Source organism: Ligilactobacillus sp. (genome assembly GCF_036846325.1).
Taxonomy (GTDB): domain Bacteria; phylum Bacillota; class Bacilli; order Lactobacillales; family Lactobacillaceae; genus Ligilactobacillus.
This window is the reverse complement of the sequence record NZ_DAIUCE010000133.1, coordinates 1-3,802: the sequence shown is the minus strand read 5'-3', so window position 1 is coordinate 3,802 and position 3,802 is coordinate 1. Positions and strand designations below refer to the sequence as shown.

The following is a 3,802-nucleotide window of genomic DNA, read 5'->3' as shown; positions in this document are numbered from 1 at the left end:
GTACTATGCTTGACGGGCCTGACGCTCGCATAAAAGTTTAAAAGCATGGCGCAGAACTATGATTGATTGTCAGTGTCTGACTAAGATACACTCAATTAAGTAAGGATGAAAAAAATGTTTGTAGATCAAGTTAAAATACAAGTAAAGGCCGGAAAAGGCGGGGATGGAGCTGTTGCCTTCCGGCGTGAAAAATATGTTCCGAACGGGGGCCCTGCCGGTGGTGACGGCGGCAAGGGCGGAAGCATCGTCTTGAAGGTGGACGAAGGCTTGAGAACCTTGATGGATTTCAGGTTTCACCGGATTTTCAAAGCTAAGCCAGGCCAGAACGGAATGATCAAGGGAATGTACGGCCGCGGAGCAAAGGACCTTTATATCGACGTTCCGCAAGGCACGACTGTCACGGATGCTGAAACCGGAGAAGTCCTGGGAGATTTGATAGAGGCAGGTCAGGAACTGGTTGTCGCAAAGGGAGGTCGCGGCGGTCGCGGCAACATTCATTTTGCGTCTGCCAAGAATCCTGCTCCTGAAATTGCCGAAAACGGCGAACCGGGGGTTGAACGCACTATTCAGCTTGAACTAAAGGTCCTGGCCGATGTCGGCCTGGTCGGTTTTCCTTCTGTTGGCAAATCGACGCTTCTTTCTGTCGTAACGAGTGCCAAGCCGAAAATTGCCGACTATCATTTTACCACGCTTGTTCCGAATCTGGGAATGGTTCGCCTTGAAGATGGTCGCGACTTCGTAATGGCTGATTTGCCGGGATTGATTGAAGGTGCATCCCAGGGCGTAGGTTTGGGAATTCAATTCTTGCGTCACGTTGAAAGAACGCGTGTTATTCTGCATTTGATCGATATGTCAGGCGTTGAAGGACGCGATCCGTTTGATGATTACAGGAAGATTAATGCTGAACTTGCCACTTACGATCCGTTATTGCTCGAACGCCCGCAAATCGTCGTTGCTTCAAAGATGGACATGCCTGATTCTGCTGATAATCTTGAAAAATTCAGAGCCAGGCTTGAAAGCGATGACACATTGAAGCAGGTTCCGGAAGTCATGGCGATTTCATCGCTGACGCACCAGGGGCTTGATACATTGATGAAAAAGACGGCAGATATTCTGGAAGAAACCCCTGCATTTGCCACGCTGACCGATCGCATTCAGGAAAAGAAACGAGCTGAATACGGCTTTGAAGCTGATGACGACAAGCCGTTTACGCTTACTCGCGATTCTGATGCCGTCTGGATCCTTTCGGGTGAGAAACTTGAAAAGCTATTCAAGATGACAAATCTTGAGCATGATGAAAGCATGATGAGATTTGCAAGACAGCTTCGCGGCATGGGCGTTGATGATGAGTTAAGAGCAAGAGGCGCGAAGAATGGAGATCTTGTAAGAATCGGTGACTTCACGTTCGAATTTGTGGAATAATCAATTTTATAAGGTGAGTAATAATGGGAAAGAGACTAAAAAAGAAGCGATACATCAAAGGACTTGACGGAATTCGCGCAATTGCGGTCGTGGCGGTCATTTTGTATCACTTGGCACCGTTCAGCTTTCAGGGCGGTTTCCTGGGGGTCCCGATATTTTTCGTTGTTTCGGGGTATTTGATTACTGACCTGCTTTTTCAGGAGTTCCAGCAAAACGGGACGATTGATGTCAAGGCCTTCTATATCAGAAGAATCAAGCGCCTTTATCCGGGATTGGTTGCAATGGTCCTGTCAACGGCCGCATACATTACCCTGTTTTCAAGAGAATTGGCTGAAAATTTAAAATCAGTAATCGGAACGAATTTCTTATACGTTTATAACTGGTATCAGATTGACCATCATGAATCGTATTTTGACAAGTTCGGCAATCAGTCGCCGTTTACACATTTATGGTCATTGTCGATTGAAGGGCAATTCTACTTGTTGTGGCCGATTTTCATTTTTGTCATGATTAAGTTTTTCAAGAAGAAACAGCCGATTATCGATACGATTCTGATCATGATTTTATTTTCAGCTCTTGAGATGGCGTTTATGTACCATGTCGGTGAAGATCCTTCACGCGTTTACTACGGAACGGATACCAGGATGTTCTCGATTCTGATTGGTGCAGGTCTGGCCGTCGTCTGGCCAAGCACGGCATTGAAAAGACAGCTTCCGTCAAAGCCACGGCTTGTCTTGGATGGAATCGGTCTTGGTTCGCTTCTTTTGCTTGCTTTGATGTTTATGAAGATGACGGGTGAAAACGAGCTTGTTTATCGCGGCGGGATGTTCTTTTTCTCGCTCGCTGCCATGGTTTTAGTGGCAGTCGTAGTCCATCCCGGTGCTGATTTGGGTGACTGGCTCGACAATTCTGTTTTCAGATGGATTGGAAAAAGAAGCTACGGAATATATCTTTATCAGTATCCGGTAATGGTTTTCTATGAGTCAAGGATTCAAAACATCGCTGCACATCCCGTGATTCACGGCTTGATTGAAATTGCCATTATTTTGGCAATCAGCGAATTATCGTACCGCTTTCTGGAAGTGCCGCTGAAGAAATTTGACTATTCAAAAACGTCAAGCGTCATCAGAGAATTCTTTAAAGCAGATTCTTCATATGGATGGAAACGTGTTTATGCCGCAATTCCGTTGCTGATTCTTGTTTTGGCAGCGGTCGGGTCATTTATGCCGTCATCTGTTGCCGCATCAGGCAACAGGGATGATAAGCAGCTTGAAAGCGTCATAAGGAATAATCAAAAGAAGGCATCTTCGGTCAATCAAAAGGCTGACAGGAAACCTTCCGAATCATCGTCAGGCGTTTCGTCCGTTTCAGAGGCATCATCTTCTTCATCAGAATCAGACAATGATGGAAAAAGCCCGATTGCATTGACTGAAAGCGAGCAGAAGAAAGCGCAGGGCCTTCAGATAACCTGCGTCGGCGATTCCGTGATGGCTGATGCTTCGGCTAAGATGCAGGAGATTTTTCCGAACATGTACGTTGATGCCAAGGTTGGTCGTCAGGTTTCAGAAATCGTGCCGATTCTCCAATCCTTGAATTCTTCAGGAAAGCTTGCGCAGACCGTTTTGATCAGCGAGGGAACGAACGGACCGTATGCTGAAGATACGATGGAACAGATTATGCAGATTCTTGGCAAGCAGCGAAGGGTTTACTGGATCAATGTGTTTGTTCCGACAAGAAGATGGCAGGATCAGGTCAACCAGGAGCTGAAGGATGATGCTGAAAAATACAGCAATCTGACAGTCATCGACTGGTATTCGTATTGCAAGGATCATCCAGAATGGTTTTATGATGATCATGTTCACCCGAATCCTGACGGTTTGAATTACTTCGGTCCTTTTATTGCACATGAAATATTAAAATAGATGAACAACGGCCGCGGTTTTAAAAGCTGCGGCTGTTTGTTTAGTTAAGCAGGATCCTGTCATTGGAGATTTTTAAGCCGAATACGTATTGAGGTGCTTCATTGATGAAAAACATCAATTTCTGCTCTTTTTTTAGAAAATACAGCTGTTTTCTTGCGTCTTTAACAGTAAGAGGCTTTTTTGTTTCCAAAAAGACAGCGGCATCATCCGTAGCGCGAATGATGCCTGCCGGAATGGGTGGAGTCTGATCGATATAAATGCGGAAATCTTCATTCAGATCCGCGGTCATTGTCAAAAAATCTCTGATTTCCAAAAAAATCACTTCCTTACGTCTGTATTTTATCAGAATATACGTTCGTGAGCACGCAATTTGTTTTTTGAAGGCGTGCAGGAGTCAATAAAACCCGCTGCCAGAAACGGATTGCCAATAAGCGCAGAGACTGCCTTCATAAGCTGAC

At 45.4% G+C, this 3,802-nt stretch carries 3 protein-coding genes; 2 read left to right on the top strand and 1 reads right to left on the bottom strand.

The features are described 5' to 3' along the window. The first annotated feature begins 114 nt into the window (after positions 1 to 114). Positions 115 to 1,422 (top strand): GTPase ObgE, encoded by a 1,308-nt coding sequence (obgE, locus tag V7Z60_RS09235; RefSeq protein ID WP_334117528.1) that lies wholly within the window; start codon positions 115 to 117, stop codon positions 1,420 to 1,422. A 23-nt stretch (positions 1,423 to 1,445) separates the two neighbouring features. Then, entirely contained in the window at positions 1,446 to 3,344 is a 1,899-nt protein-coding gene (locus V7Z60_RS09230) for an acyltransferase family protein (RefSeq protein WP_334117527.1), read from the top strand. A gap of 40 nt (positions 3,345 to 3,384) precedes the next feature. Here V7Z60_RS09230 and V7Z60_RS09225 read toward each other — a convergent pair whose 3' ends face one another. Next, entirely contained in the window at positions 3,385 to 3,666 is a 282-nt protein-coding gene (locus tag V7Z60_RS09225; RefSeq protein ID WP_334117526.1) for a hypothetical protein, read from the bottom strand. Positions 3,667 to 3,802: the final 136 nt, after the last annotated feature.

Excerpts from the sequence above, each read along its gene's own strand:
- obgE (WP_334117528.1), top strand. The coding sequence starts at position 115 with ATGTTTGTAGATCAAGTTAAAATACAAGTAAAGGCCGGAAAAGGCGGG.
- V7Z60_RS09230 (WP_334117527.1), top strand. The coding sequence starts at position 1,446 with ATGGGAAAGAGACTAAAAAAGAAGCGATACATCAAAGGACTTGACGGA.